Annotated in this window: 20 protein-coding genes and 1 riboswitch; of the genes, 16 read left to right on the top strand and 4 right to left on the bottom strand. The window is 42.5% G+C overall.

Translation table 11 applies throughout. The annotated features are described in order from the left end of the window. The first annotated feature begins 29 nt into the window (after window positions 1-29). From JMX48_RS11225 to JMX48_RS11185, 9 genes are all read left to right on the top strand, one after another. Complete coding sequence (locus JMX48_RS11225) at window positions 30-836, top strand: PAP2 family lipid A phosphatase (protein WP_201537797.1); 807 nt, start codon at window positions 30-32, stop codon at window positions 834-836. 147 nt (window positions 837-983) lie between these two features. Further along, the gene (locus JMX48_RS11220; protein ID WP_201537795.1) at window positions 984-1,592 is read left to right on the top strand and encodes a YceI family protein; all 609 of its coding nucleotides are present in this window, start codon (window positions 984-986) and stop codon (window positions 1,590-1,592) included. Window positions 1,593-1,669: 77 nt separating this feature from the next. Next, window positions 1,670-3,046, top strand: coding sequence for a cytochrome c (locus JMX48_RS11215; RefSeq protein ID WP_201537793.1), 1,377 nt, complete (start codon window positions 1,670-1,672; stop codon window positions 3,044-3,046). 108 nt (window positions 3,047-3,154) lie between these two features. Next, window positions 3,155-4,756, top strand: a complete 1,602-nt coding sequence (locus tag JMX48_RS11210) for a flavin monoamine oxidase family protein (protein WP_201537791.1) — start codon at window positions 3,155-3,157, stop codon at window positions 4,754-4,756. A 54-nt stretch (window positions 4,757-4,810) separates the two neighbouring features. Then, on the top strand, window positions 4,811-5,488 hold the full coding sequence (locus JMX48_RS11205; RefSeq protein ID WP_201537789.1) for a c-type cytochrome: 678 nt from the start codon (window positions 4,811-4,813) through the stop codon (window positions 5,486-5,488). 147 nt (window positions 5,489-5,635) lie between these two features. Beyond that, window positions 5,636-6,208, top strand: a complete 573-nt coding sequence (locus tag JMX48_RS11200; protein WP_201537786.1) for a PepSY domain-containing protein — start codon at window positions 5,636-5,638, stop codon at window positions 6,206-6,208. Window positions 6,209-6,265: 57 nt separating this feature from the next. Beyond that, window positions 6,266-6,925, top strand: coding sequence for a response regulator (locus tag JMX48_RS11195; RefSeq protein ID WP_201537784.1), 660 nt, complete (start codon window positions 6,266-6,268; stop codon window positions 6,923-6,925). Continuing rightward, on the top strand, window positions 6,888-8,627 hold the full coding sequence (locus tag JMX48_RS11190; RefSeq protein ID WP_201537782.1) for a sensor histidine kinase: 1,740 nt from the start codon (window positions 6,888-6,890) through the stop codon (window positions 8,625-8,627). The genes JMX48_RS11195 and JMX48_RS11190 overlap by 38 nt, the downstream gene beginning before the upstream one ends. A 126-nt stretch (window positions 8,628-8,753) precedes the next feature. Beyond that, on the top strand, window positions 8,754-9,554 hold the full coding sequence (locus JMX48_RS11185; protein ID WP_201537780.1) for a hypothetical protein: 801 nt from the start codon (window positions 8,754-8,756) through the stop codon (window positions 9,552-9,554). Window positions 9,555-9,851: 297 nt separating this feature from the next. Here JMX48_RS11185 and JMX48_RS11180 read toward each other — a convergent pair whose 3' ends face one another. The 3 genes from JMX48_RS11180 to JMX48_RS11170 form a co-directional block, all read right to left on the bottom strand. Beyond that, the gene (locus tag JMX48_RS11180) at window positions 9,852-11,534 is read right to left on the bottom strand and encodes an NAD-dependent malic enzyme (protein ID WP_201537778.1); all 1,683 of its coding nucleotides are present in this window, start codon (window positions 11,532-11,534) and stop codon (window positions 9,852-9,854) included. 575 nt (window positions 11,535-12,109) lie between these two features. Continuing rightward, window positions 12,110-12,682, bottom strand: a complete 573-nt coding sequence (locus tag JMX48_RS11175; protein ID WP_201537776.1) for a manganese efflux pump MntP family protein — start codon at window positions 12,680-12,682, stop codon at window positions 12,110-12,112. A gap of 44 nt (window positions 12,683-12,726) precedes the next feature. Beyond that, window positions 12,727-12,858, bottom strand: a riboswitch (yybP-ykoY riboswitch). Window positions 12,859-13,082: 224 nt separating this feature from the next. After that, a complete protein-coding gene (locus JMX48_RS11170; protein ID WP_201537774.1) occupies window positions 13,083-14,222 on the bottom strand; it encodes a M14-type cytosolic carboxypeptidase in 1,140 nt (379 codons plus the stop codon). Window positions 14,223-14,556: 334 nt separating this feature from the next. On the opposite strand from JMX48_RS11170, the gene JMX48_RS11165 reads away from it, so the two are divergent. The 7 genes from JMX48_RS11165 (at window position 14,557) to JMX48_RS14255 (ending at window position 23,381) form a co-directional block, all read left to right on the top strand. Continuing rightward, entirely contained in the window at window positions 14,557-15,321 is a 765-nt protein-coding gene (locus JMX48_RS11165; protein ID WP_201537772.1) for an ABC transporter ATP-binding protein, read from the top strand. Window position 15,322: 1 nt separating this feature from the next. Further along, window positions 15,323-16,300 carry an ABC transporter substrate-binding protein gene (locus JMX48_RS11160; RefSeq protein WP_201537770.1) on the top strand — a complete coding sequence of 326 codons (978 nt, stop codon included), beginning with the start codon at window positions 15,323-15,325 and terminating at the stop codon, window positions 16,298-16,300. Next, window positions 16,297-18,270, top strand: coding sequence for a Fe(3+)-hydroxamate ABC transporter permease FhuB (gene fhuB, locus JMX48_RS11155; RefSeq protein ID WP_201537768.1), 1,974 nt, complete (start codon window positions 16,297-16,299; stop codon window positions 18,268-18,270). The genes JMX48_RS11160 and fhuB overlap by 4 nt, the downstream gene beginning before the upstream one ends. Window positions 18,271-18,730: 460 nt before the next feature. Then, a complete protein-coding gene (locus JMX48_RS11150) occupies window positions 18,731-21,007 on the top strand; it encodes a TonB-dependent siderophore receptor (RefSeq protein ID WP_201537766.1) in 2,277 nt (758 codons plus the stop codon). 46 nt (window positions 21,008-21,053) lie between these two features. Beyond that, the gene (locus JMX48_RS11145) at window positions 21,054-21,344 is read left to right on the top strand and encodes a hypothetical protein (RefSeq protein ID WP_201537764.1); all 291 of its coding nucleotides are present in this window, start codon (window positions 21,054-21,056) and stop codon (window positions 21,342-21,344) included. A gap of 26 nt (window positions 21,345-21,370) precedes the next feature. Continuing rightward, entirely contained in the window at window positions 21,371-23,077 is a 1,707-nt protein-coding gene (locus JMX48_RS11140; RefSeq protein ID WP_201537762.1) for a PepSY-associated TM helix domain-containing protein, read from the top strand. Window position 23,078: 1 nt separating this feature from the next. Continuing rightward, window positions 23,079-23,381 carry a DUF3325 family protein gene (locus JMX48_RS14255; RefSeq protein ID WP_201537760.1) on the top strand — a complete coding sequence of 101 codons (303 nt, stop codon included), beginning with the start codon at window positions 23,079-23,081 and terminating at the stop codon, window positions 23,379-23,381. 148 nt (window positions 23,382-23,529) lie between these two features. Here the strand turns inward: JMX48_RS14255 and JMX48_RS11130 are convergent, their stop codons facing one another. Continuing rightward, entirely contained in the window at window positions 23,530-24,396 is an 867-nt protein-coding gene (locus JMX48_RS11130) for a hypothetical protein (RefSeq protein ID WP_201537758.1), read from the bottom strand. Window positions 24,397-24,398: the final 2 nt, after the last annotated feature.

Here is a 24,398-nt window from a genome sequence, read left to right as displayed (position 1 = left end):
CAACTTAATAAATTGAGTAAGGCGTCTTGATGACTTTAGAAAATAACTCATCTAACTGGATGTGGCTTAAGCTTTTTTGCTTGACGATCATTGCAGCGTTAATCTTTGAACATAGCCAGTTTGATCTTCGTATTAGTGAGCTTTTTTATACCAATGGGCAATGGTTCTTAGAAAAAGGGGCGCAACCTTATGCTTTTCTCTTTTATGATGGGCCGAAAGCGTTATTAATTTTGTTAGCCATCTATTTAATGGCTGTGTTAATTATCAAATATAGACAACCTTCAGACAATACTGCTATCGCCAATGACAGTCAGTTCAGTAGATTTATGGTTCCCTTTTCAGTGCGTGAAATAAGCTACCTGTTGATTATTCTTATCGTCGTACCTTCTACGATTGCTTTATTAAAGGGCGTCACCCATGTCAGTTGCCCCAATGATTTAACGCTGTTTGGTGGGGACTTACCTTATTTAGATATCTGGCAAAATATGCTGGCCAAAACACCAGCAAAGTGCTTCCCTGCGGCTCATGCCAGTGCAGGATTTAGTTTATATGGTTTTGCTTTTTTGCCCACTCTACACAAGTACCGCTATAGAATATTTGAAATCGTCACTGTGTTAGGCTGGACAATGGGGCTATATAAAATGCTGTTTGGCGATCACTTCTTTAGTCATACCTTAGTATCGATGCTGCTGTCATTGACCATTACCTGTGCGCTTGCCAGCCTATTTTTTAAAAGAACGGCTAAGGGTAAAGCTAAAAACAGGGCTAAAAATAAATTATTGAACGATGACAGCGCTTATAAAACTCCTGACTCCAAAACAAATTCGTCGTTCTAGGGCGTGTCATCAATAATAAATCTACTAAGTATTTGAAGAATAATGTATAAATAGTTATAAATAACTTACTTATTATTAAGTAACAGCAAGGATTGCGCTCGTCGATGACGTTCTTTATTTATCAATAGCTTGCAAAGGAATGTCGCTATGAGCATCCTACCTTTTACTCTAAAAAAATCACACGGCTATCGTTTATTGATATTGTCATTATTGATAGCAAGCGCTGCTCATAGTAGCTATGCTGCCAGCTATGTTATAAACCCGAAAAATACCAGTGTGCGCTTTGCCATTGAACACTTTAAGACCTCTACGACTACGGGTGGCTTTTACAACGTCAAAGGACAATTACAATACGATTCCGTTGTAAAATCAGGCGATATCTCACTGATGATACCTATTGATTCTTTGAATACTGGTAATAAAGCGATTAATAATAATTTAAAGGGTACTGGTTTTTTTAATATGCAGCGTTTTCCATCTGCTCACTTTCAATCAACCAATTGGTATTTTAATAATAGTAAAGTGACGCGAGTAGATGGCAATTTGACCTTACATGGTGAGACTCATCCTATTAGCCTAACAGCAACTAGATTCAATTGTTATCAAGCTTCTATTGCTAAAAATGAGGTCTGTAGCGGTGAATTCTCCACGACGATAGACCGAACCAAATGGAATATAAATAAATTTTCATTGTTTGGTCTAACCAAGAATCTTGATTTAAAAGTGCAGATTGAAGCGACGAAACAGCAGCTATAAATAGCAAATAGTTTTATTTTAGTAAAGGCAATCATGGATGATTAACTGGTTTAAATCACTAGTACGATAAGGATATTATGAAACCACTTTTTATGTTGGTATCAACGCTAGTTATTAGCCCATTACTCAGTCCAGCTTATGCTGATAGCGCGCGCTTTCAGCAAGATGCCTTGCCTGCTAAGATTAACTTGCCCAATGTTAGTCCAAGCAATAGCGATTTAGCCAATCGCGGCGCTTATATAGCGCGGACTGCCGATTGTATGGCTTGTCACCGTGAGGATTATAGCGGCGGTGTGGCGATTGAAACGCCCATCGGCAATATCTATTCGACCAATATCACGCCTTCTAAGACTTATGGTATCGGCAACTATACTGAGGCGGATCTCAAAAAAGCGTTGCATAAAGGTCGTGCGCCCGGTCATCAGATCTATCCTGCTATGCCGTATCCTTCCTATCACGGGATGACAGATGATGATATCAGCGCTTTGTTTGCTTACTTCCAAACGGTTCCTGTCGTCGATAAACCACCTGAAAAAACAACTCATCTGCCTTTTCCTTTAAACATTCGTAGCTTAATGCTTGCGTGGAATGTCATCAATGTGCCCTCTACCGAAAACCGCACAGATCTGACGCCCGTGCAGCAGCGCGGCGAGTATCTAGTTAATAATCTAGAACACTGCGGCACGTGTCACACGCCGCGCAATCTCACTCAAGGTCTCGATAAAGACCGTTACCTATCGGGTGCGCCGCTTGGCAAATGGTTCGCGCCTAATATCACGCTTGACAACGATACTGGTATAGGACGTTGGAGCGAGATCGATATCGTCACTTATCTGCGTACGGGCAAGCTCGATAAACGGGCTTATGCAGGCGGTCCTATGGCAGAAGCAGTAGGACATAGTACTCGTTATCTCACCGATGAAGATTTGAGTGCGATGGCAAACTACCTAAAAGTCGTGCCTGCCATCAAGACCGATGATTATCTCATACCAGTGAATATCGCGCGGTTACCAAATCCTGTTAGCGCTTCTATTACCTACAATTTGCTTGAACAAAAAGACTATTTAGCTAAGGCCAAAGCCAACACCTCTCATTTTAGTAGCAATACGAACGATAGCACTATAAATAATAGCCATTCGCCAAAATCCTTATATCTCGCCAATTGTGCCAGCTGTCATGGGGTCGATGGTTACGCTCAGCCTGATGCTCGTTATGCCTCTATCGTCGGTCTCAGTAGTATTCGCCGCGTCAAACCTGATGCGCTCATTGGTGTTATCGCTTTTGGGGCGAAGGGTGCTTTTAATACCGCACCGAAAATGCCCGGTTTTGAGAAAGACTTAAGCGCTGCACAGATTGCGAGTATTACTAACTATGTGCGAGTCAAATTCGGCGGACTAGCCACTAGCGAAGTAACTGCTGCGGATGTCAAACGCGTCATCAAAGAAAAAAATTAAATCCCACATCTTAAATCACTGAATCTCATTTCTTAAATTTAAAGTCACTGAATCTAAAAATTTGCTTGTTTGATTACTATAAAAACGAAGTATGACAAGGATAATTAAATGAACCATTTACTGCAATCCCCTACACGGCGACAGCTGCTCGCCATGATTGGTAAGACTGCTGGCGCGACGGCCATGTATCAGGCGATGACTACCTTGGGATTTGCATCCGAGTCTAGCTTCAAGCAAGAGATGGATCTTAAGGGTGCACCTGCTGGCGCTAGTATTGTCATTCTTGGTGCTGGTTTAGGCGGATTGACAGCCGCTTATGAGTTACGTAAAGCGGGCTACAAAGTCACCGTGCTTGAATACCAAAATCGTGGTGGTGGCCGTAGTTGGACATTAAACAGTGGCGATAAATATACGGAGCTTGGCGGCGAAGAAGTCACTTGCGACTTTAAAAAAGGCAATTATTTCAATGGTGGTCCTTGGCGATTGCCCGTTCATCACTATGCGGTCTTTCATTACTGCAAAAAGTTCAATGTCGCTTTGCAGCCATTTATTCAAACCAATGATCGCGCTTATTTGCATCGTACCAATCACTTCAATGGCGCGCCGCAGCGCTTAGGTGAAGTGCAAAGTGATATTCGCGGCTATGTCTCTGAGCTATTATCCAAAGCCGTTAATAAAGGCGGCTTGGATGATACCGTGACTCAAGAAGACAAAGAAAAGCTGTTAGAAGGGTTAAAAGGTTGGGGTGTCCTCGATACTAACTATCGTTATGTCAAAAGTCATGAGATCAGTAAACATCGCGGTTATAGCGTTTATCCGGGTGGCGGTCTAATGCCCGATGCTAAGCCCTCTACCCCGATACCTATGAGTAAACTATTGGATTCAGGCATGTGGTCTGATCTCTACGCCAACTACACCATTTATGTGCATCAACCTGCGATGTTCCAGCCTGTCGGTGGTATGGGCAAAATCGGCGATGCTTTCACTCGCGAATGTCGAGATATGATTGAGTTCAATGCTAAGGTCACCAAAATCAATCAAGACGAGACTGGCGTCACCGTTGACTATGTCGATAGCAATAGCCCTGACGGTGCCACCAAAACAGTACGCGCCGACTGGTGTATTTGCAATATTCCACTCTCAGTATTGACCCAAATCGATATCAATGTATCAGAACCAATGAAGCAGGCGATGGCGGCTGTGCCTTACGACACCTCCTTTAAGGTCGGACTTGAGTTCAAACGGCGTTTTTGGGAAGAGGACGAATGGATCTATGGCGGCATCACTTATACCGATCTGCCTATCACCCAAATCTCGTATCCTTCACAAGATTTATTTACCTCAGGATCAGGCGTACTACTCGGTGCCTACGGTTTTGGTGAAGCCTCTTATAAATTCAACTCGCTAACACCGAAAGAACGCATTAATGCGGCATTAGAGTATGGCAAACGTATTCATCCGCAATATACCAAAGAATTCCGCTCGGGCACGTCAGTCGCGTGGCATCGTATCCCATGGTCGCTTGGCTGCTATGGACTGTGGAGTGAATCAAGCCGCGAGCAATACTACGATACGTTATGTGCCATCGATCACCGTATTGTATTGGCAGGCGAGCACTGCTCACATATTCCTGCTTGGCAAGAAGGCGCAATATTATCAGGAATGGATGCGGCAAAACGCTTACATCAAAAAGCGAAAAAATTAGGCTAGCCCGTGTCGTCATTTTGAAAACGCTAATAATGATTTATTTAAAGGGCAATTCCTATGAAAAACCATCGCTTATTTCATTCATTCAAGACCCAACACTTAACCTTAATAGTAAGTATATTGAGTGTCGGCGCGCTTAGTGGCTGTAGCCAATATAATAAACAAAATGCCCCTACTATTGCCAATCCTCAAACCACGCCAATGATTGTTGACAAAGATTTTGATAACGATTTCGACAATCAATCTAGCCGTAATAATGGCGCGTGGGGTGCGGTTTATATGTCAAAAGAAGCGCTCACTCGCCCGCCTATGAATATCGTCGATGTTAATTTGATACCTAAAATGAATAGTGACGCTAACTTGCAAAAGTGGCTCACCAAGTTTGAAGGAAGCGCACAAGGCAAAACAGGGTTTTTTACGACCAATGGCAAAAAGCTCTATAACGATTCTTGCGCGGGATGTCACATGGCTAAAGGCGAAGGCGCAAAAGGTGCGGGCTACTACCCGCCACTAGCGAACAACAGCAAGATGGAATCAAAGTATTATATCATTAGCGTCGTTATGAATGGATTTCGCGGTATGCCGTCCTTTCATAGCATGATGAATGATGAGCAAATAGCCGCCGTGACTCAATATATACATAGCGACTTGAATAATTATACCGATACGGTTAGCGCGGCTAATGTCGCACAATTACGTCATGACTTTCCGCCTGGCGCTGATCCTAGTGAATAAATCTGATGAATGTTAATCTCTAATCACATGCTTACTCTGCGCTAAGCTTCTCCTATGTCTTATTTTGTATGATGGATTTATATCAACGCCGCTGACCATTTCATTAACCAGTCGTCAGCCATGAATCTTAAATACGGAGTAAGCACGATGAAAAATTTATCAATCCTAACCAAATCAGTGCTCATTGCCCTCAGCGTTCTAGGTATGGGTACGCTCGCTATTGCCTCAGGTCAGATTCCAGCAGTTTCAGGCGCTAAAGTCAGCGATTCAGTAGCCATAGCGACAAGCAAAATTAGCCTAGAGCAAGCCATCGCTATCGCCCAAAAAAACATGACAGGGGATGTAGTCAGTGCTGAATTCGACCAAAATGATTACCTGTCAGGTGGCAAGTTTGAAGTTAAATCCATCTCCAATGATACCGAACATGAAATAAAAATTGATGCAAGTAGTGGTAAAATCTTAAAGACCAAATTAGAAAAACTCGATGCAGAAGACTTAGCCGAACATCAAGCAATGAAACAAGCTAAAATCAGTCTGATACAAGCCATGCAACAGGCCACTCAAGCTGTCAATGGCAAAGTTATTGACGCCAAGTTTGACTTAGAAGATGGCAAACCAATGTATGATGTTGAGATTGCCAAGGGCACACAGATATATGATTTAATGATCGATAGCATGACCGGTCAGGTTATCAGTAATCAGTTAGACCAAGATGACTAAAACAGTAACACTGAACGCCTCAGGTTTTAACGTGCGCTTTATCTATAAGGATATCCCATGCGAGTATTGGTAGTCGAAGATGACTTGATGATTGGCGAGAGTCTGAGTGAAGCCTTGCAGGATGAAGCTTATACAGTCGACTGGGTCAAAGATGGTCGTCAAGCCATATTGACATTAAGAGTGCAACCTTACGACATCATCTTACTAGATTTGGGCTTGCCAGAGATTGATGGCATGGGCGTATTGACCGCTATCCGTGATGCCAAAATTGACACACCAGTGTTGATACTCACCGCACGCGACCAATTAAAAGACAGAATCGCAGGGTTGGACTCAGGGGCTGATGATTATGTCGTCAAACCTTTTGAGTTAGGAGAAGTCTTTGCAAGGATGAGGGTGTTGATACGGCGCGCCCAAGGCAAGGCTGACAATCAAGTTGCCGTTGGCAATCTAACGCTAGATACCGCGCACAAACGCGTCATGATGGATGGCAATCCTATCGATTTAACCGCAAAAGAGTACATGCTTCTCACCACCTTTATGCTGTCTCCTGAAAAAGTCATGTCTAAAAATGCGCTTGAAGACTCGTTATATGGCTGGGGCGATGAAGTTGAAAGCAACGCCATTGAGTTCTTGATTCATAGCTTACGTAAAAAGGTCGGACAAGATAGAGTCAAGAATGTCCGTGGACTTGGGTGGTATATCAGTAATGCCTAAATTCCGTAAGCTTTTTAACTCACTACAATTCCAACTTATTTTTTGGTCTGTTTTGTCATTGTTGTTATTGGCTATCATCGCTGGTGGTTACGGATTTTGGTATAGCTATAAAGAGATAAATGATTTTCAAGATGATAACTTAAAAAATACAGCGGCGCTGTTAGAGCAATCACTCGATATTAGTGGTTTAAATAATAAGGGTTTAAATGATAGGGGTTTAAGTAATAGGGATTTAAATAGCAGTACGCCTCTTTCGGACAATGATAATCGGGCGCGCCGCAACATTCATTTTGATACCGATGATGATGACGGTGCTATTACCGTCGATATCATTATACTCTCCGCTCCACTCGATAATGGCGTACAAGATTATCAGAACGACAAAGCCGATGATGGCGACAATGATAATAGCGATGATGAGAATGATTACTCAGAACCTATATCGATGGCGTCATTATCTGACATTCCACAAGGGATAAGCGATCAAGATATTGATGGTCATTCTTGGCGAACGTATAGAAATGACGTCAAGATTAAATCTTTAGATACTAATGAAGAAGTCGCACTTATCTTGCGTCAACAAACGGATCTACAAGACGATTTAGCCAAGGCCAGCGCGCTACAGTCTTTTTTACCCCTTATTATCGGTATCGCTTTCTTAATACTGCTGCTGCCTTTTATCATGTGGCGAATGATGAAGCCTGTGCGCCAATTGCATCATGAAATAAGCGCGCGTAATGAGAACGACCTAAGTCCTTTGCAGATTGATAAACTGCCCTCTGAGTTGCTACCGCTAGCAGAATCCTTGAATAGATTATTGGCTATGGTGAAGACTAGCATCGAGCGTCAACAACGCTTTATCGCCGATGCTGCCCATGAATTGCGCTCGCCGCTGACTGCTATCTCATTACAGCTACAACGATTACAACGTATGACTGATGATGGCATTATGTCAGAAGGTTTGAATAAACTGGCTGTCCGTCTAAAGCGCAATCAAAGCTTGGTTGAGCAGCTATTAACACTCGCTCGAGCTGGCAACATAAATACTGCGCTTGATACTGAAGCAACTTCAACCAATGTTAAATTTATTATCGAACAAGTCATTGGTTTACTCATTCCCATTGCTGATCACAAAAACATCGAGCTGACCGTTGATCTGCAATCTAATAGCAAAGTGAATATAGATGAAACTTCATTGCTCATGCTGGTCAAAAACTTGATTCAAAACGCTATTGTTTATACGCCAGTTAATGGTCAAGTCATGGTTAAACTGTATCAACTTGAGCAGAACGCTGGCAGCTTAGACAAATCAGCTTTAAATGCTCAGTATGATTTTGGCTCACTTGTAATTCACTCTGGAAAATTAAGTCATTCATCCAAAGTATTAGGTAGCAGATTGGTGTTACAAATAATAGACTCAGGCGTAGGTATCCATCCTAATGATTATGAGAATGCGTTCGAACCCTTTGTACGGCTTAATCAGCTATCAAATGCAGATGCTCAATTTAATGATGAGAGAAGCGCATCAAGATCAGACAGTGCCAGCAAGCAATCACAAGCGATAGAAGGCACAGGACTAGGACTGTCAATAGTCAAATCAATCTGCGAGCAGGCAAGAATTGATGTCTTTCTGAATGATTCTACTGCGGCAATTTCAAGTCCTAATAATAATCTAGGACTCTGTATCACGTTAATATTCTAAGCCAAAGATAAGATATTTCATAGATTAATACCTGTATATCTTGACACTTTCTTAACACCTCTATTGATAATTTAATGACGTTTACAACGCCACATTAATTTGCTTATCGATAGAGTGAATCCATCCATGAATACAACCTTAAAAGCTCAATACCCCTCCGCCGTCTCCGATAATGACTTCCTCTTAAACACTTCATCCAAAGTTCCCGAAGTTACCCTACTCTTTTGGATCATAAAAATCGCGGCTACGACACTTGGTGAGACCGCAGGTGACGCTTTATCAATGTCGCTGAATCTAGGCTACATCGTCAGTACGGGTATATTTGCTGTTTTATTTGGTATAGCGGTCGCCACCCAAATCAAAGCTAACTCGTTCAATAAATGGCTGTACTGGACGACAATTATTGCAACAACGACGCTGGGAACAACGATAGCAGATTACGTGACGAGATCACTAGGGATTGGCTATGCATGTGGCTCAGCATTACTGTTAGCGCTACTTGCCGTATGTTTAATGACATGGCAGAAAACGATGGGTAGCATTGCCGTCGATAGTATTAGTAAACCCAAAGCCGAGGTGTTTTATTGGACGACGATTATGTTTTCGCAGACGCTTGGCACGGCACTTGGCGACTGGGTAGCGGATACCAAAGGCATGGGCTACACCACGAGTGCCATCATTTTTGGTTCTCTATTGGTACTTATCGCTGTGATGCATTTTGGTACTAAAATTTCAAAAACGCTATTATTTTGGAGCGCTTTCGTTTTAACTCGGCCTTTAGGAGCGGTATTGGGTGACTTTTTAGATAAACCTATCGATCATGGTGGTCTGGCATTGAGTCGCTTTGGTGCGTCAGCAGCACTGTTAGGTTTTATCATTGTTTGTTTATTGGTATTTAAACAGCGAGCTAGTGCAAAAGCTCATTGATGGATGTAAATGTGAGGTGTTATAGATAGAGAATAAGAAAATCACTACAGTACTACTGGAATGAATTTTCGAAGCCTCTGTCAGCAACGACACAGCAAGCGAGAAAAATTTATACCAGTAGTATCTGACTATGGATGTATCGATTTAACTTTTCGTTGACTATAGTTAATCTAATATTGCCAATACGACCATTTTTATATTAGCCACAATTAAAGTTACATCGAAAGCAAAAAAAGCCGAATACTACTTCTAACAGTAGTATTCGGCTTTTTTATTTGTACTTTCTAGCAGTTGAAACTAGAAAGAGGTACGACGATAGCTGCGGTATTTAGGTAACCAGAAATTGGCTTTTAATCGACGTTCTAAATTTTCTGCCGTTATCGGTAATGCCAATTTATCTTCAATCGCTTGTCGCGCCACTGCATAGGCTATTTTTTCACTAATCTCTCTAATGAATTTAATGGAAGGCAATATCGCACCTGGTACTTTTGCATATTCCATAGATATATCGGCAAGTGCTTGGCTTGCCGCCATCAACATATTATCGCTGATACCCGTCGCACGCACGGCTAACACACCTAGGCCAATACCGGGGAAAATATAGCTGTTATTACACTGGGAAACTTCAAAAGTCTGACCTTCAAAAGTCGTATTAGGAAAAGGACTACCCGTTGCAATAATGGCCTTACCGCGACTCCAATTAGTCACTTCCTGCGGTGTTGCTTCAACACGAGACGTCGGGTTTGATAGTGGCAATACGATTGGATGCTCAGTATTAGCACATAACGTTTCGATGACTTCTTGTGTAAATAGACCTTTTTGTCCACTTACGCCAAACAATACCGTTACTTTTGCTTGTTTGACTACTTGGGCTAAACCAAGTTTTTGACTTTTATCCCAGTGTTCAATAGCCAATTCTTTTTGTACCAGCGGCACTTGGAATTTTTGTAGCTCTGTCATGCTATCTGTCAATAGACCATAACGATCAACCATAAACACTTGGCTGCGGGCTTGCTCTTCCGTTAAACCTTCACGCTGCATTTGACGAATAATGTGCTCGGCGATACCACAACCTGCCGATCCTGCTCCTAAGAACGCTATTCTTTGTTGACTAAGTTTTTGACCTTTATTTAAACAAGCGGCAATCAATGTACCGACTGAAACTGCAGCAGTCCCCTGAATATCGTCATTAAAACAGCATAGCTGATCACGATATTTATTCAGTAATGGTGTGGCATTTTCTTGTGCAAAATCTTCAAATTGTAATAACACCTCTGGCCAACGACGTTTTACAGCTTGAATAAACAAGTCTACAAATTCATTGTATTCATCGCCAGAAATGCGTGGATTTCTCCAGCCCATATACATAGGGTCGTCAAGCAGCTGTTGGTTATTGGTACCGACATCTAACAAAATTGGTAAGCAATAAGCTGGGCTAATACCGCCACAAGCCGTATATAAAGACAGTTTACCAATTGGAATTCCCATGCCGCCAATACCTTGATCACCTAAGCCCAAGATACGTTCGCCATCGGTCACCACGATGACTTTTACTTTTTGTTTGGTGGCATTTTGCAGCATATCATCGATATTATGACGCTCAGGATAAGAGATAAATAAACCACGTTTACGGCGATAAATTTGAGAGAATTTTTCACAAGCTTGGCCAACGGTTGGCGTATATATGAGCGGCATCACCTCTTCAATGTGCTGCTCAACCAAATGATGAAATAATGTCTCATTGGTATCTTGTATATTACGCAAATAAATATGCTTATCCATATCACTCGTAAATGAGCGAAGTTGATGATAAGCGCGTAATGATTGCTCCTCAATCGTCTCAATGTTGTGAGGTAATAAACCTGTTAAATTGAAGCTACTCCGTTCTTCTGATGAAAAAGCACTGCCCTTATTCAACAAAGAGGTTTCTAATAGTGCTGGTCCAGCAAAAGGAATATATAACGGACGTTTATTTTGCATAATAAAATCTTCTTAGTAAAAGTGTATTGTGGTACAAAATTAATGGTTTAAATATTTTTTCATTCATTCAAGAACATAGATTATTTAAATATTGATCTAACTGTTTTAAAAATTATTCAAACTAACATAGTCAAGGATTGATACCCATCAGAAGCTAAATGTCCTTCATAAGCTTTCAACGTTGATGACGAGCCATGCTGAAAAAACCGTAAAGACGAGCTTGGTAACCGAACCACTCGACAAGGAGTGTACCATGATCAATAAAATGTCGATCAATCAAAGCAAGTTTGTCGGCACAGAACGCTATTATACTAAAATTATGGCATCTCTTAAAGAAACCAAGCAACTTATAGTGAATTCACTTCAAAACAGATATAGTCAGTCCTAACTAGAAGAGATATAAGTATAAAATGCGATACTGAAATACATTTTTTATCGCCTCTGTAATAGCAGCAAACAAGGAACATTTATACTGGTCGCACATAACTATGGCAGGTGTGATTTGATTATTATCGTCAGGCTGCTTGATTAAAACCTACCATGTTAATATCTATGGATTTAATGGCAGGATTCAATTACAGATGGCTTGATAGAATCCAACCACCAATAGCCATTAACATTAAGCCACCAAATACCTCGGCTTTATGACCAATTAATGAGCTCAAGGCTTTTCCTAACAGTACCCCTAATGTGACCATTATGGCGGTCGCTAAGCCAATCAGACCTGCTGCCAATAAAATATTGACCTCTATAAATGCTAAGCTAACGCCGACAGCCATCGCATCAATACTGGTGCCAAATGCGGCCAAAGCAAGTTTGAAAAAAGAATGTCTCGATGGTGCCTCTGTTTCTTCATCACTAGGTTTCAGCCCTGCATACAACATGTGCAGCCCTAAGCCTACTAGAATGACAAACGCTACCCAGTGATCCCATGCTTCAATAAAAGAAGCATCCACAAAAGAGGTCGCAGAATGCCCAATCAACCAACCAATAATAGGAGTAATCGCTTCAATGGTGCCAAAAATAAGGCCCATTCTTAAAGCTTCGGTAAAACGAGGATTTCTGAGACTTGCGCCTTTACTAATCGCCACAGAGAAGGCATCAGTAGACATAGAAAAAGCAAGTAATAGAAGAGCGATGGGGTTCATTTTGATGATCTCTGGTCGAGTATAGAGTCCACGACATACGCACACTCTCGACCTGCAGTGTGGATATATCGATGGTCTCGCCAACCGAGAGGTGTTCGCACCATGGCATGTGGCCAAGTATGTTGACACGAACGCTTTCGTAAGACGAAAGCAGGCTACTCCCCAAAGAACGCTTAGATTAACATTGATATTTTATAAGTCAATAAAAAAATATGATGACAGTCTTCGTTACAGTCAGTCTAATATAAAAACGATATAGCCATACGCGTACAAATTTTTGCAGCCTCTGTCAGCAAAGGCACAGCAAGCAAGCAAGCAAGAAAAATTTATACCCATATGGCGTCATAACCTAACGTAGGTAATTGACCAGCACTTATCCTTAACTAGCGCAATTTTTTAACTAACGTAAATCATCAACAACCGCTAACATGGCAATTAACGAGGCTTCCCCTAGTTTGGCAGAACGCTCTGGTGACCAGCCCATCTCTTCGTCAGGTACGTTATCGTTGTCTTTGAAAGGCATCTCTAACGTATTGGCAAGGCAGTCAAAACGTTCAGCAACCCAGTTCGTGGCGAGCGTCATATTTGCCTCACCCGGCGCATCAACGTCATAACCAAATTCAGATTGAAAGTCAGCACTGGCCAATTTTAACACCTCTGAAAATTTGTTACGCAACCCTGCGAGGCGATCACTATAACTTGGCGCTCCCTCAGAGCCTGCAAGGAACACATAAGGCAACGCTTCATCGCCATGTACATCATAAAATAGATCAACGCCTGTCGCCTCCATTTTATGGATGACATGAAACACTTCAGGGCTTTTTTCTAAACTTGGATTTGACCATTCACGGTTTAGGTTAGTCCCAACAGCATTAGTACGTAAATGTCCGCGCGCACTACCATCGGGATTCATATTCGGCACGATATAAAAATTGGCTTTATCCAATAGCAATCTACTGTTGGCATTATCACTGTCTAACAAGCTATTTATTAGCCCTTCGACTAGCCATTCAGCCATCGTTTCACCCGGATGTTGACGCGCCGTAATCCAAATATTGCGTTTATTCACATCATCACTACTATCACCATTACCAATTTTGACTAAGGTTAAGTCGCGTTTATCAAGGGTTTCCCCTAAATGCTCTAAAGTCGCTAACGGGTGCATTTGTACTGCTGCCAATAAATCTTGATGTTGCTCGTAACTGTAAGGCGCAAAGTAAGCAATTTGAATATTTTCATATTCCAAATCTGCGACGATAGTCAATTTGCCGTCTTTATAAGAAGTTGGTAGACGAAACCAATGCTGACGATCATACGAGGCAACCGCTTGATAATTTTCCCAGCCTTTCACATATGACGACTCGCCAGCATTGACAATGTTAAGGACATACTGCTCGCCAACCTGCCCTTCTAAACGAAAGTTAAACCACTGAAAAAACTCTTCTCCAATGTCCGGACGGATAGCCAACTGAATGTCTTTTTTGTCTTCTAAACTGATAATGTCAATATTACCGGTGTCAAAATTAGCAGTGATGCGCATAACCCTTCCTTAATAATTTTTTATGGTGGTGTTTTACAATTAGCAATTAGCAATTAGGACACTCAAACTCTATTGATGCCTTAATGATCTTAAATATAACATTTTTTCTTCAACCGTAACTTCTTCTTTAACGCTTCAGCAGGTTTTCTAAAACCAGACCACTACATGATTAGGAATGACTATTTCACATTGTTGACCATGTAATACCATTTACTTTATCGATTGTCTTCTGCAAAGCCTCTAACTTGTTAATATCATAAATAAAAATGAAAATCATTTGCATTATTGAGTGGTTTTTATTTAGAATGCCTCATTTACTTTAGACTGTTTTACTATGATGTACATCAATAATTTAGGCTTAATACGTCAAAAGAAAGTATTGCTGCATCCGATTTCTTTCAACATTGAGCCAAAAAAGCTTTATGCCCTCATTGGCCATAATGGTTCAGGCAAATCCAGTCTTATCAAAGCGATGGCAGGTGAGATGACGCCGACTCAAGGTGACATCCATATCAATAACCACAATTTACGAGATTTTTCTGCTAAAGCGTTGGCGCAAAATCTAGCGTATCTACCACAGCACCTCCCCGACGCGGGTGCCTTTACCGTCTATGAGCTGGTGATGCTGGGACGCTATCCTCATCAAAAGTGGCTACAAAAACCCACTGCTCAAGATAAAGAGCAAGTAAATAAAGCGATCACGCTTACTCAAGTCGACGCCTTTAGAGACCGCCAAGTATCTACGTTATCTGGTGGTGAACGCGCACGCGTGTGGCTAGCCATGTGCTTGGCGCAGCAGACAGACTTTTTACTGTTGGATGAGCCGTTAGCCGCGCTCGATGTGGTTTATCAAGTCGAAGTTCTAAAGCTGATTCGTCAATTGGTCGACGAGCAAGGCTTGGGTGTGGTGATTATCTTGCATGATTTAAACCTAGCAGCTAGATTCTGTGATGAGTTCATTGCCTTAAAACAAGGCAATCTTTGCCACATGGGTGATGTCTCAAGCACCATGCAACAAGAAGTATTACATTCGATATTTGGGGTAGATTTTACGCTGTTAACCCATCCTGCCACTAATCATAAAGTCGCGGTTATATGATATGAAAATTGATCAGTCAAAGCGTCGCGTGATAACCCTTTTGATTGGGCTTTGTGTGATTCTATGCTCAGGCTTGTTGCTAAGTAGTTGCCAGTCATCTGATGCCACGCCTGCTCCCTTGTCAGAATCAAAAAACCAAACATCACCCAAAGTTATGACTCCCGACTGGGGCATTGCCGCGACGCTAACGGCTATGGGTTACCCGCCAGTTGCGATGGGCGATAAACCTTTCTATAGAGAATGGGTCGGCAAACCACTCATACCCGATACGACACTCGATGTGGGCACACGCTATCAACCTAACCTTGAAATGTTCTCTCAGCTAGATATAGATTTGGTGGTAGACCGAGAGTTTTATGCACACTTGCGTCCTATGTACGGCGACTTACCCATCCACTCTCTTGAGCTGAACAGTCTCAATAGAGTGGCGACTTGGGAGGACTTTATAGAACCCACTTTAGAATTGGGAAGGTCTATCAACCAACCTCAAGCTGCGCAGGATTATCTAGACAACAGTAAAAATCAAATACAACAAGCGGGACAGAGTTTTCACGCGCGCTATCCTCATATCAAGAAATTGGCCGTCGTACAATTTGCTGATACCAATAATTTGCGTATGTTTTCGTACAACAGCTTATTTCAGCCAGCATTAGACGCTATGGGGCTAGAGCTGGTGGCATTTGCAGATGGTAATGAATGGGGTTTTGCGCCCATTATGCTGGGAGATTTGGGACAGCTTGATGAGGATACTTGTCTTGTGGTCGTTGAACCTATCGGCGACCTTCTCAAGCTGGAATTAAAAGACAGTTTGGTATGGCAACGACTGGGGTATTCCTTTGATGAAAATCCGCAATCTACCAGTAAAGGCCGCTGCCTCACTTTACTGCCCGCGACATGGAACAACAGTGGTGTGGCCTCTATGAATGTCTTAGCCGATCGTTTAATGAATGTCACTTTTGTAGGCAGTACCGATTTATGATAATTAAAAATAATTTTTTGTCTGCTAACCGCATTTATATTATGGTGATTTTTTTAATAATAATGGCAGTAGTAAGCAGTTACGCAGTCATACGTCAGCTATGGCATCTATCTTTTTTTGAGCTGTTTACGCCGTCATTTGATTTGTCCCTTGCAGATATGAGTGCCCAGCTGAAAATAGTACCCACTATGTTGGTGGCATCGACTGCTGGTGGCCTCTTAGGGTTGGTCAGTGTTTTATTGCAACAGTTGGTGAAAAACACGCTTGCCTCAGACACGACATTGGCCGTCGGTAGTGGCGCGAACATGGCGTTGCTAATCGTCACTTTATTCCTGCCTAGTTTATCGCTAGGAGGCAGCTTTTGGGTCGCTTTTATTGGGGCGCTCAGCAGTATGGCGATTGTATTCATCCTAGCTGCTCCTAGTCGTATGAATCCTTTGGTATTAGTGCTGGGAGGATTGGTCACCAATATTTTATTGGGTGCTATCGCTGCCCTACTATTAATCTATTACGCTGAAGAATCCTTGAACATCATGGTGTGGGCGGCGGGCAGCCTCACTCAGAATAATTGGCAAGTATCTATCATATTGGCAATTGCTAGTGTAGTCGCTTTCGTCAGCTTGATACCTTTGTTAAAACCACTAGAAATCATGAGCTTAGATGATAGGCAGGCTAAAAGCTTGGGCGTGCCTATCAATCTCATTCGTGGATTGGTGGTGGGATTAGTCGCGCTACTAACTGCTCTCGTCGTTAGTCGCGTGGGCCCTATTGGTTTTATTGGTTTGGGTGCCGCCACCCTCGTTAACGTGTTTTCGGTTCGGCGTATTGGTTACCGCCTATTATTAGGGTATGGATTTGGGGCGCTTTTATTATGGATTACCAGTAATGCTACAACGTTACTACAACATTATCTGAGCCTAAACATTCCTGCTGATGCGATGACGGCATTACTAGGTGCGCCATTGGTCATCTGGCTGATCGTGACTCAAAGTCGCCAGCATACCTATGAGGTGAATCCGTCACTTGTCTCAGAACGCCGTAATACTCACTTGATTGGCTGGGGTGTAGCATTAGTATTATTAATAGCTGGAATACTTGTCTTCACTGCCACCTCAAATGGCTGGCAACTCAGTACTGTATGGCATCTCATTGTTGATTTTAGATTGCCTCGCACCCTAAGTGCTGCCGCAACTGGCATAATGTTAGCCACCGCAGGCGTATTGCTACAAACCTTGACCCGCAATCCAATGGCCAGCCCTGAAGTATTGGGTATCAGCTCAGGTTCAGCGATAGGTGTGGTATTGGCATTTGTTTTCCTACCCAGTTTTGGCTACACGGGCATCGTATTGTCAGGATTATTGGGCTCCTCTATCGTGCTTTGTTTAATCTTGTGGCTCGCTCGTCGAATAAATCCAGCCTATTTATTGTTGGTTGGTGTGGCGATTGCCGCATTGATGGGAGGGCTGTTAAGTCTTGTAAAAATATCTGGCGATCAACGGCTACAGGCCGTGCTTAGCTGGCTATCAGGATCGACTTATCTTGCCAGTCCTGAGACGGCATGGCTGCTTGTGGTATTTGCTCTAGTGCTATTCTCATTGAGTTTTATGGTCATAAAACCATTAGAGATATTAAGCCTTGGTAGCGGCATAGCACGTGAGCTTGGGGTGTCTTTGCGGCTGTTTCAAAGTTTGATCCTCATTCTCGTAGCCGCACTTAGTACCATATCGACTTTGGCAGTGGGTCCACTTAGCTTTGTGGGTCTGATGATTCCTCACCTCGCCAGCACATTAGGCGCGGTACAACTTAAGCGCCAATTGCAACTGGCCGCTATCTTGGGAGCTGCTCTCATGGTCGTTGCCGACTGGCTTGGTCGCTACATCATATTCCCTTACGAGATACCCGCTGGCACCATTGCCGCTATCATTGGTGGCGCGTATTTCTTATACCTGATGCGTCGTATCAGAGCGTAAGTAGCATTTTTTAAATAATATTAAAAACAGACAGTAAGACTGAAGTTAATTTTACCTTTAAAAAAGTGAACAAGTGACTAGGGCGAATCCTCATTTTAAAAATGGTCATAAAAATGAGGACACGCTCTAGAAGTAGCCATCAAGATATTGTGGCTACTCCCTTCTCTATTATCATCTCATCTCAAAAACCACCTATTCATACTTCTCGTTTTATTGCCGCACATTGATAAGCCTGCCATATAAACAAATAGAAAAATGTGTCAAAAATATTTCTAAATTGTATTGCTAATAATAACAATTATCATTAACATGTACCAATATTTAACAGAGCCTATCTGACACAAAACTATTGGCTTGTTACTTATCAAATTCCTCATTGGCAGACAATTCAACTCAGTATCGAGACAATGTCAAACCAATCATTCTATTACTATAATTGAGATCTCATTTGATGTTTACTATGACACAAAGCACAAAGCGGCATAAACCCAGCACCTTAAGTTGGTTCGTCAAGCACACCATGCACCTTTCAGCCATCGCTTCGTTAGCAGTAAGCTCTTCTATTATTCATGCTGAAACCTCACAGCCAACACAAGCTAATGATAGTGGTCTCGAAATTAATAACGCTAGCGACACTGCGGAACCAAGTACCACGCTACCCACTATCGTGGTTATGGCAGAGTCAAATGGCCAGATTACTGAAAATACTGACAGCTACACCATACCTGTCGCTAGTAGTGCAACAGGTTTGGCATTGTCGGCAAAGGAAACGCCACAAGCCGTCAGCGTGGTCACCAATCAGCAAATCAAAGATCAAAACTCAAATACCCTAATAGACGTGCTTAAACGCACGCCCGCTATTCAGGTGAGTAGCGTCGATGGCGCACGTAATGGCCTTTCATCACGAGGCTTTGGCATTAATAGCTTCCAAATTGATGGATTGAATACCAACTTCGTCCAGCAAGCTGCAATGGGCGAATATTCTGCTAATACCGCTATGTTTGACCATGTTGAAATTGTACGAGGCGCCACTGGTCTAATGAGCGGCTCAGGCGACCCTTCTGCCAATGTTAACTTGATACGTAAACGCGCTGATAGCAAAGTACCCGCTACAGAGCTCTCTGCCAATGTCGATCGTTATGGTAATTATGGTGTTAGCGTTGACCGTAGCCAGTCATTGAGTGAGAACGGTGCGGTACGAGGCCGCGTCGTCGCTAGCTATCAAGATGGTGATACCTTCATCGACCGTCAAGAATTGGGTCAAAGTCTGGTTTATGCCACCGTTGATGCTGATCTGAGCGACGACACTACGGTAAGTGTGGGTGCCAGTCGTCAACACAATAAATCAAGATCAACCATGTGGGGCGGTTTGCCAAACTATCTAAGTGATGGCTCAAAAGCCGATTGGGACACCAGTAAAAATGGCAGTGCAGATTGGACAAACTGGGATTCTGACAATACTTACTACTTCGCTGATATCTCTCATGATTTCAATGAAGATTGGAACCTGACAACCAACGCCAGCTATAACGAGAGCGACAGTAGTCCAAAACTGCTTTATTTGTATGTCGATGGCACCAAAGAAATCAATCCTGATACTGGACTGGTTCTTAATCTAAACCCATTCCATGCGGATACCGAACGCAAACAAGTCAATGTTAAAACCAAGTTGACGGGCAATTTTGATGCGCTAGGCAGAACGCACCAAGTCATTGCGGGTGGGTCTTATAGCAAAAGCGAGCTTGACACCTTTACTTATAAAGCGCCACCCGATGGACTTTTACCACTGTCTGACTTTTCTGATTGGGATGGCAGCTATTCTGAACCCGCATGGGGTGATAGAGCGCGAAGCTCTGACGTCACAATTAAAGAAAAAGCCATCTTTGCAGCGACTCAGCTCAAATTATCTGATCCTTTATCGGTGATTTTGGGATCTCGTGTGTCTGATTATGAGCGCTCAGGGGTGCAATATGGTCGTAATGTAAATACTGAATCCAAACATGTTTGGACGCCTTATGCGGGTGTTACCTATGAGGTTAACAAAAACCACAGCCTATATGCCAGCTACAGCGACATCTTTAAACCACAAACTCAACGCGATATCAATGGTGATTATCTAGATCCTATCGAAGGGAAAAACTACGAAATCGGTCTAAAAAGCGAATCAGACAATGGCGCGCTACAAAGCCAAGTCAGTATCTTTAAAATCGAACAAGACAACCTTGCTCAACTCGACGGCGGTCAAATAATACCAGGTTCTGATCTTGAAAAAGCATACTTCGGGGCAAAAGGCGCGACCAGTCAGGGCTTCGAAGTAGAAGTCACTGGTCAGATTAGCGACAATCTAAAAGCGAGTGTCGGTTACACACATTTTAATGCTGAAGATAATAAAGGCAAAGCCATCAATACGGGCTTTGCCGATACCACCCTTAACCTGTTTGCCACCTATGATCTTGATTATGTCATTCCTAATCTGACCATTGGCGGCGGTGTTGATTGGTCAAATGGCTACTATGGCATCGTCACAAATCCTGTGACCAAGCGCTCTGAAAAGTATGGTCAAGATGATGTGACACTGGCTAGCATCATGGCAAGATATGCCGTCAATGAGAACCTAGAGGCGCAGCTTAATGTCAATAATCTCTTTAACCAAAAATATCTTGCTGGCAGTACTTTTAGTGAGTTGACTTATGGTGAGCCTTTGAATGTCGTCGGCAGACTGACCTATCGCTTTTAGTCTTCATACTAATCATAATAGTTTACTTTAATACATAGGCAGTCATATGAGTAAGCGCCGTAGCCGCCATGGTTTTTATCTACCTAACTTTACCGTTTTTAGCCGTATTGTTTTAGCAATTGGTGGTAGCTATGGCATAGCAGTACTCACTGACCTCATATTTTTGGCCTTACCAATAGATGACATTTCTGCCATCTATTGGGGTCAGATTGCTAGTGTCGTCGTCTGTGCGATCATGATTGTTTTGGTATTCTCACTGCGACGTTTGTGGCTGGCATGGGCAGTGGTTGCTGGCATTGCAGGAACATTAGGGCTGATAGGTTATGCCACTATTTAGATTTTTATTACCATCAGGCCATCTTTATGATTCCAGACTCTGCCGACGCTCAAACCATGCCGATGACCAAAATAAAGCGTGAAAATAAAACCAAGGTGAAAGGTTATCGGGTGATTCTGTCTGATGTCCATACTTGGTTTGGCTTACTACTCGGTTGGTTATTGTTTACCATTTTTATCATGGGCACGGTCAGTTATTTTAATAATGAGCTGACGACATGGATGCAACCTGAAATTCCTGCTATCTCCCAGCAAACGACTCCAACGCCCTTACACTCCCAAAACGTGGTAAGCAGCACAGATAGGCCAGAGCCATTTAGCGTGGCAATCGCACATCTGCAAGCAACCCAAGCCAATGCCAAAAACTGGTTTATCACCAAAGGCCCTAGTAGCACGAGTAATGATCAGCGCTTGCATATTATGACCAGTACTGATGATGAAAGACTACGATATCAATTTGATACTCAAGCCCAAACGCTATATACACCAAGAGATACCGCAGGGGGCAATTTCTTTTATCGCATGCACTTTGATTTGCATTATATGAGCGTGATATGGGCACGGATCATCGTCGGTATCGCGTCTATGATGATGCTGGTTGCGATCATTACTGGCATTATCATTCACAAAAAAATATTTACCGATTTTTTTACTTTTCGCTGGGGCAAAGGACAACGCTCATGGCTTGATGCTCATAATGCTTTTTCTGTGCTACCACTGCCCTTTCATATCATGATTACTTTCACAGGTATTATTACCTTGATCACGTTATATATGCCGTGGGGCGGTATGGTCGCCAATATTGATACTAAACAATTTTTTGAAGAAATTTATTCTTATCGGGACGCCAATGCAACAGAATTGCAACCTGCACCAATGATAAGTATTTCTCCATTACTAGCCAGCACTCAAACGGATTGGCAAAAGCTTAATCCCAATTATGCGGTCACAAGCGTCAGTGTCAATCATCCCAATACTGACCACAGTATGATTATTATCGATGGCAGGGCAGATCGTCAGATATCGACGATTGGCGTGTTTCGTATTTATGATGGGCAGACAGGAGAAACTCTTAAGCAAAGCGAACCACCACCGCTCGCAGTGACGACCCAAACCGTCATGATTGGTTTGCATGCTGGGCGCTTTTCCGATTATTGGCTACGCTGGCTATACTTCTTATTGGGAGCAGCGGGTTGCGCGATGATTGCGACAGGATTAGTGCTGTGGACAGTGAAACGCCGCCGTCAATTACTCAATATGGCTAAGCCACACTGGGGATTTTGGCTGGTGGAAAAGCTCAATATCGCTACGCTGGCTGGGTTGCCTTTGGCCATGGTGGGGTTTTTGTGGCTCAACCGTTTGTTACCTTTAAATATGACGGCACGCGCAAAGTGGGAAGTCGATGGATTTTTTATCATCTGGGCGTGTAGTTTTGTGCTGACGTTATTACTTTCTAATCGTCATGCATGGCGCATATTACTGTCATTGGTTACCCTATCTCTTTTATTCACACCGCTAATCAATAGCCTCACTACCGAACGCGGGTTTGTCCAAAGTGTCTTAAGTCGCGATGTATTATTTATCAGCTTTGATGTCACATGCTTCATTCTAGCGCTATTGTTTGCTTATATCACTTATGCAGCCAGTTTCAAAAAAAATGCGCCCAAGCAAAAAACAAGGTCAAACAATAAGTCAATTAATCAACATTCAGAACCTCAGGTAGGAAACCAATAATATGTCTAGCTTAGTATTATCTGGGTTTCTATTGCTACTGAATCTACTGGGTATGATGGTTTTGATGATGACCAGTAAAAGGCATATGGATACTTTTCAGTACAAATTGCCTCCCCTTTTAAATTGTCAAAGCCTCCGCTGGCTGGGGTTGATACTATTAGCAACTGCATTTTTATTGACATATCTGTCATACCAGACAGGCTATTTCGTCGTAGTATGGTTTGCCAGTTTGACATTGGCAGCAGGGCTGGTTTATGTAGCTATGATGATATATGAGCAACTAGAGCATGTTAAACAATCATAGTTTAAACCAGCTATAACTGAAACCAGCTACAGTAGAGCATCTTCAGAGGCTGCGAAAAATTAATATCAGTTGTACTGTAGCGATTTTAATATATATCTTCTCACTAATAAGTAAGAAGATCGCTCAAAACCCAGTTTTTTTTTATGATTTAAGAGCAGCCTTCAACCAGATAGATGGCTTCTGGAACACCAATATCAATGCTTTCTACCTCACCTTTTAACAGGGCCTTGTTCTCTGCTGTCCATTCTGTGGCTTTGATCATATTACTGTTCAGCTTTGCGCCACCCTTCATATTATATTTAATTTGTAGCGCTAATTTATCATCGCTGTTATCAAGCTTAATATCGTTGTTGGTTAACAATACCCCTGATTCAACGTCTCTTATTGTCTTAAAGTTGACGTTAGAGATCAGATCATAATAATCCCCTTCGACAGCATATTTATCAACCCCATAAGCAAGTTTATCTTGATGCGCCAACATGACATCACCCACTGAATCACCCACATTGATGCCAGTATAAAATGGCACTGCTCTGTCTCGAACCGTTATCAACGCCAGTTTCCCATCCATAATTTGATACAACATCGAAGGACGTTCGCCAGCGTCCTTGTCAGTATAATTCAGTTTTGGATCGCTCACGTAGTAGCATTGCTCATTATAATTATCAGGTCTCGTTAATCCAGCATCCTCTAACAGCTCGGGCGTAATCGTCTGCCCAAAGCTTAGCTTTTGGTAACCTGATGGGCTGACGGCTTTGTCAGCCGATACTTCTGATGCATTAGGCTTTGGATTATCATTTGCAGTATCAGAATTTGGGGCTGCTGGAGTATCCAATGATGAAGCATCGTCAGTTGAGTTTTTGTCTGCATTCTCAGTTTGCAATGCTACGTCACCATCTGATGATGGTTCTTGTGAATTACAGCCTGCTGTCAACAGTGTCGCGCTGACAAGGAAGGTAAACAGTAATGCTGATTTACTTTTTGGGTAAGATGGGTTTTTCTGAAAGCTTGACATAG

The organism is Psychrobacter immobilis (assembly GCF_904846225.1).
Taxonomy (GTDB): Bacteria; Pseudomonadota; Gammaproteobacteria; order Pseudomonadales; family Moraxellaceae; genus Psychrobacter; species Psychrobacter immobilis_F.
The sequence above is the reverse complement of the archived record's forward strand: the minus strand, read 5'-3'. Positions and strand labels throughout refer to the sequence as shown.

Coding starts and splice junctions, on each gene's coding strand:
- JMX48_RS11150 (WP_201537766.1), top strand. CDS start 18,731: ATGACACAAAGCACAAAGCGGCATAAACCCAGCACCTTAAGTTGGTTC.
- JMX48_RS11185 (WP_201537780.1), top strand. CDS start 8,754: ATGAATACAACCTTAAAAGCTCAATACCCCTCCGCCGTCTCCGATAAT.
- JMX48_RS11205 (WP_201537789.1), top strand. CDS start 4,811: ATGAAAAACCATCGCTTATTTCATTCATTCAAGACCCAACACTTAACC.
- JMX48_RS11160 (WP_201537770.1), top strand. CDS start 15,323: ATGAAAATTGATCAGTCAAAGCGTCGCGTGATAACCCTTTTGATTGGG.
- JMX48_RS11165 (WP_201537772.1), top strand. CDS start 14,557: ATGATGTACATCAATAATTTAGGCTTAATACGTCAAAAGAAAGTATTG.
- JMX48_RS11225 (WP_201537797.1), top strand. CDS start 30: ATGACTTTAGAAAATAACTCATCTAACTGGATGTGGCTTAAGCTTTTT.
- JMX48_RS11210 (WP_201537791.1), top strand. CDS start 3,155: ATGAACCATTTACTGCAATCCCCTACACGGCGACAGCTGCTCGCCATG.
- JMX48_RS11180 (WP_201537778.1), bottom strand. CDS start 11,534: ATGCAAAATAAACGTCCGTTATATATTCCTTTTGCTGGACCAGCACTA.
- JMX48_RS11170 (WP_201537774.1), bottom strand. CDS start 14,222: ATGCGCATCACTGCTAATTTTGACACCGGTAATATTGACATTATCAGT.
- JMX48_RS11145 (WP_201537764.1), top strand. CDS start 21,054: ATGAGTAAGCGCCGTAGCCGCCATGGTTTTTATCTACCTAACTTTACC.
- JMX48_RS11175 (WP_201537776.1), bottom strand. CDS start 12,682: ATGAACCCCATCGCTCTTCTATTACTTGCTTTTTCTATGTCTACTGAT.
- JMX48_RS11215 (WP_201537793.1), top strand. CDS start 1,670: ATGAAACCACTTTTTATGTTGGTATCAACGCTAGTTATTAGCCCATTA.
- JMX48_RS11130 (WP_201537758.1), bottom strand. CDS start 24,396: ATGTCAAGCTTTCAGAAAAACCCATCTTACCCAAAAAGTAAATCAGCA.
- JMX48_RS11200 (WP_201537786.1), top strand. CDS start 5,636: ATGAAAAATTTATCAATCCTAACCAAATCAGTGCTCATTGCCCTCAGC.
- JMX48_RS11140 (WP_201537762.1), top strand. CDS start 21,371: ATGATTCCAGACTCTGCCGACGCTCAAACCATGCCGATGACCAAAATA.
- JMX48_RS11220 (WP_201537795.1), top strand. CDS start 984: ATGAGCATCCTACCTTTTACTCTAAAAAAATCACACGGCTATCGTTTA.
- JMX48_RS11190 (WP_201537782.1), top strand. CDS start 6,888: ATGTCCGTGGACTTGGGTGGTATATCAGTAATGCCTAAATTCCGTAAG.
- JMX48_RS14255 (WP_201537760.1), top strand. CDS start 23,079: ATGTCTAGCTTAGTATTATCTGGGTTTCTATTGCTACTGAATCTACTG.
- JMX48_RS11195 (WP_201537784.1), top strand. CDS start 6,266: ATGCGAGTATTGGTAGTCGAAGATGACTTGATGATTGGCGAGAGTCTG.
- fhuB (WP_201537768.1), top strand. CDS start 16,297: ATGATAATTAAAAATAATTTTTTGTCTGCTAACCGCATTTATATTATG.